Source organism: Vibrio sp. Sgm 5 (assembly GCF_026241575.1).
GTDB classification, from domain to species: domain Bacteria; phylum Pseudomonadota; class Gammaproteobacteria; order Enterobacterales; family Vibrionaceae; genus Vibrio; species Vibrio jasicida.
Genome location: NZ_JAPHPY010000112.1, coordinates 1 through 3057 on the forward strand (window position 1 = coordinate 1; position 3057 = coordinate 3057).

The 3057-nt window shown below is 46.0% G+C and carries 3 protein-coding genes and 1 tRNA gene; 2 read left to right on the forward strand and 2 right to left on the reverse strand.

Annotation, left to right across the window (positions count from 1 at the left end):
* Positions 1-113: 113 nt before the first annotated feature.
* Positions 114-971: an archaetidylserine decarboxylase gene (gene asd / locus OQJ86_RS26125; RefSeq protein WP_265992187.1), complete on the reverse strand. Its 858-nt coding sequence runs from the start codon at positions 969-971 to the stop codon at positions 114-116.
* A 116-nt stretch (positions 972-1087) separates the two neighbouring features.
* On the reverse strand, positions 1088-2152 hold the full coding sequence (gene rsgA, locus OQJ86_RS26130) for a small ribosomal subunit biogenesis GTPase RsgA (RefSeq protein ID WP_038874102.1): 1065 nt from the start codon (positions 2150-2152) through the stop codon (positions 1088-1090).
* A 129-nt stretch (positions 2153-2281) separates the two neighbouring features.
* Between rsgA and orn the strand changes: the two genes are divergently transcribed.
* Both orn and OQJ86_RS26140 read left to right on the forward strand, forming a co-directional pair.
* A complete protein-coding gene (gene orn, locus OQJ86_RS26135) occupies positions 2282-2827 on the forward strand; it encodes an oligoribonuclease (protein ID WP_265992189.1) in 546 nt (181 codons plus the stop codon).
* A 156-nt stretch (positions 2828-2983) separates the two neighbouring features.
* Positions 2984-3056 (forward strand) — tRNA-Gly (locus OQJ86_RS26140).
* Position 3057: the final 1 nt, after the last annotated feature.

Genomic DNA, 3057 nt, shown 5'->3' on the forward strand with positions numbered 1-3057 from the left:
TATGGTTCACCTCGTTCTGAGAGCCTACTCTAAGCGTAGGGCTTGAGAGTGAGGCGGACCATATAATTAGCCCCCGCGAGCGGAGGCCTTTAAAATCATTTTGTACGGAAGCCTTACTGCTGGTGCGCGTAAGGTGTACCCATTACTGTTGGTTTACCGTTTTCCATGCTCTCATCGAATGTGATGGCATCTTTAGCGAATAGGTTGATAACCGTTGAGCCAAGCTTGAAGCGGCCCATTTCTTCACCTTTTTTCAAGATAACGGCTTTGTTACCTTCTGCAGGGTAATCCCATTTGTAAACAGTATTACCGCGTGGTGGCGTAACAGTGCCAGCCCATACTTGCTCAATGCTGCCTACGATGGTTGCACCAACCAGTACTTGTGCCATTGGACCAATCGCAGTATCGAAGATACACACTACGCGCTCGTTACGTGCGAATAGGTTTGGTACGTTTTCTGCCGTTAGTGGGTTTACCGAGAACAGGTCGCCAGGTACATAAATCATCTGACGCAGCGTGCCGTCACATGGCATGTGTACACGGTGGTAATCACGAGGTGAGAGGTATAGCGTTGCAAAAGTACCATCTTGGAACTCTTCCGCTAGTGTCTCATCACCGCCAAGCAGTTCTTGAGCTGAGAAGTTATGACCTTTTGCTTGAATCAGTTGGCCGTCTTCAATTGGGCCAAACTGGCTAACACAAGCATCCGCTGGGTGAGTGATCACCGCTTCACCTTCTGCGATTGGACGTGCGCCTTCTTTTAGCTCACGTACAAAGAACTCGTTGAACGTTTTGAAGTGTTTTGGATCGGAGTGTTTCGCCTCATCCATGTTCACATTGTATTGTTTGATAAACCAACGAATGATTGCTGTTGTTAGACCGCCAGCTTTAGCTGAAGCCAGTTTACCCACTAGACGCGTTAGGCCGTGTTGTGGGATCCAGTACTGCAGTCCAACTTTAATCTTGTCCATCTTTAATTCCGATACTTCTGTTAGATTCTCGCTTTAGGGCGCGTGATGTTACTGAAATTTCATCTGCTTGTCAGTATTAGGTGATGTTTTCTTACACAGTTGCAGTCCTAACTCAGTTACAGATCCGCTTTCTTGCTGCGTGAGTACTGACGGTTGGCTTTGTTTTCGCCCATGCTTTCTAGGATGCGATGGTAGTTTTCAAAGCGAACTTTGCTCACATCACCTTTCTCTACAGCTTCACGCAGTATGCAGCCTGGATCGTCGTTGTGCTTACAGTCACGGAACTTACAGCCACCAAGATAAGGGCGGAATTCAACAAATGCTTTGGTGACCTCTTCCGCTTCTAAGTGCCAAAGGCCAAATTCACGAACCCCAGGAGAGTCAATGAGTTCACCGCCCGTGGGAATATGGTATAGACGTGCCGCGGTCGTTGTATGTTGACCGAGCCCAGAGTTCTCAGAGACTTCGCCTTCTTCCACTTCTTGCTCAAGCTCTGGCATTAGAGCATTCACAAGGCTGGATTTACCAACACCTGATTGGCCAACGAAGATATTGATTCGGTCGCCTAGCAAGGCTTCAAGTTCATTAATGCCTTCACCCGATTTCTTGCTCACAAATAGAACTTTGTAACCAATGCGTTGGTATTCTTCCAACCAACTTTCATAAGTTGCACGCTCTTCGTCTGACAACAGGTCGATTTTGTTCAGAACCAGCAATGGCGCAATGTTAAGTGTTTCTGAAGCAACCAAGTAGCGGTCAATAATGTTCAATGACAGTTCCGGTAGAACCGAAGACACAATGATCATTTGATCAATATTTGCGGCCACAGGTTTTAAGCCATCGTAGTAATCTGGACGAGTAAGTACCGATGTACGAGGTTCTACTGCTTCTACAACACCTGAGATACCAGCCATGGATTCTAAACCTTCACGCCACAACACGCGGTCACCCGATACTAGGGATTCAATGCCGCGACGAAGGTTGCAACGTTGAACTTCACCCGTCTCAAGATCTTCGATGTCAGCATGTTGGCCGAAGCGAGTAATGACCAAGCCTTGCTTACTTGCGCCAAGCATGTGCTCATCCCATTGGATTGAGTCTTCTTGCTTTTTTAGGCGCTTTTGTTGGTTGCTGCGTACGCGTCGCACCTGACCTTTGGTTAACTTTTTCTTTTTTGCCACAATTCTGTACTTAGTGTGAGTTCGCTCAAGTGATTGAACCAACAAAGGGTTCAAGCGAGTGAGTATCGTGTTTCAAGTATTTTCAGGTATAGTACCTCTTTTATCGATAAACAAATAGGCGGCGTAACCATGTCCTTTAGCGATCAAAACCTAATTTGGGTTGATTTAGAGATGACGGGCCTTGATCCTGAAACGCATAAAATCATTGAAATTGCTTCTATCGTTACCGATAGCGAGCTGAACATTTTGGCTGAAGGGCCGGTACTCGCTGTTCATCAACCAGAAGAAGAGCTGGCTAAGATGGATGACTGGTGTACCAATACGCACACATCAAGCGGCTTGGTTGAGCGCGTCCGTAATAGTGATATTTCAGAGCAAGATGCTGTTGTACAAACCATCGAATTCCTAGAAAAATGGGTTCCAAAGGGTGTCTCACCAATTTGTGGTAACAGTATTGGTCAAGATCGCCGTTTCTTGTACAAACACATGCCAGAGCTCGAAGAATATTTCCATTATCGTTACCTAGACGTGAGTACGCTTAAAGAGTTAACTCGTCGCTGGCAACCTGAAATGTTAAATGGCTTCTCTAAGCAAGGTACACACTTAGCGTTAGACGACATCCGTGAGTCGATTGCTGAGCTAAAGTACTACCGCGAAACGATCTTTAAGATCTAACTGTTAAGGCTGCGATCCAAATTGTTGTATTTCATGAACGTTTTGCTTGCTTTTTCGTCGGTCAGTAAAAAAATAAAGTTTTTTTGAACGAAGGACTTGCATCACAAAAAAATGCTCTTATAATTCGCAGCCCTGAACGACGGAAACGTTGTTGATGCGACACTAGCTCAGTTGGTAGAGCGCAACCTTGCCAAGGTTGAGGTCACGAGTTCGAACCTCGTGTGTCGCTC

What these genes read in the sequence shown, in the direction of transcription:
- orn (WP_265992189.1), top strand. Translation starts at nt 2,282, where the DNA reads ATGTCCTTTAGCGATCAAAACCTAATTTGGGTTGATTTAGAGATGACG.
- asd (WP_265992187.1), bottom strand. Translation starts at nt 971, where the DNA reads ATGGACAAGATTAAAGTTGGACTGCAGTACTGGATCCCACAACACGGC.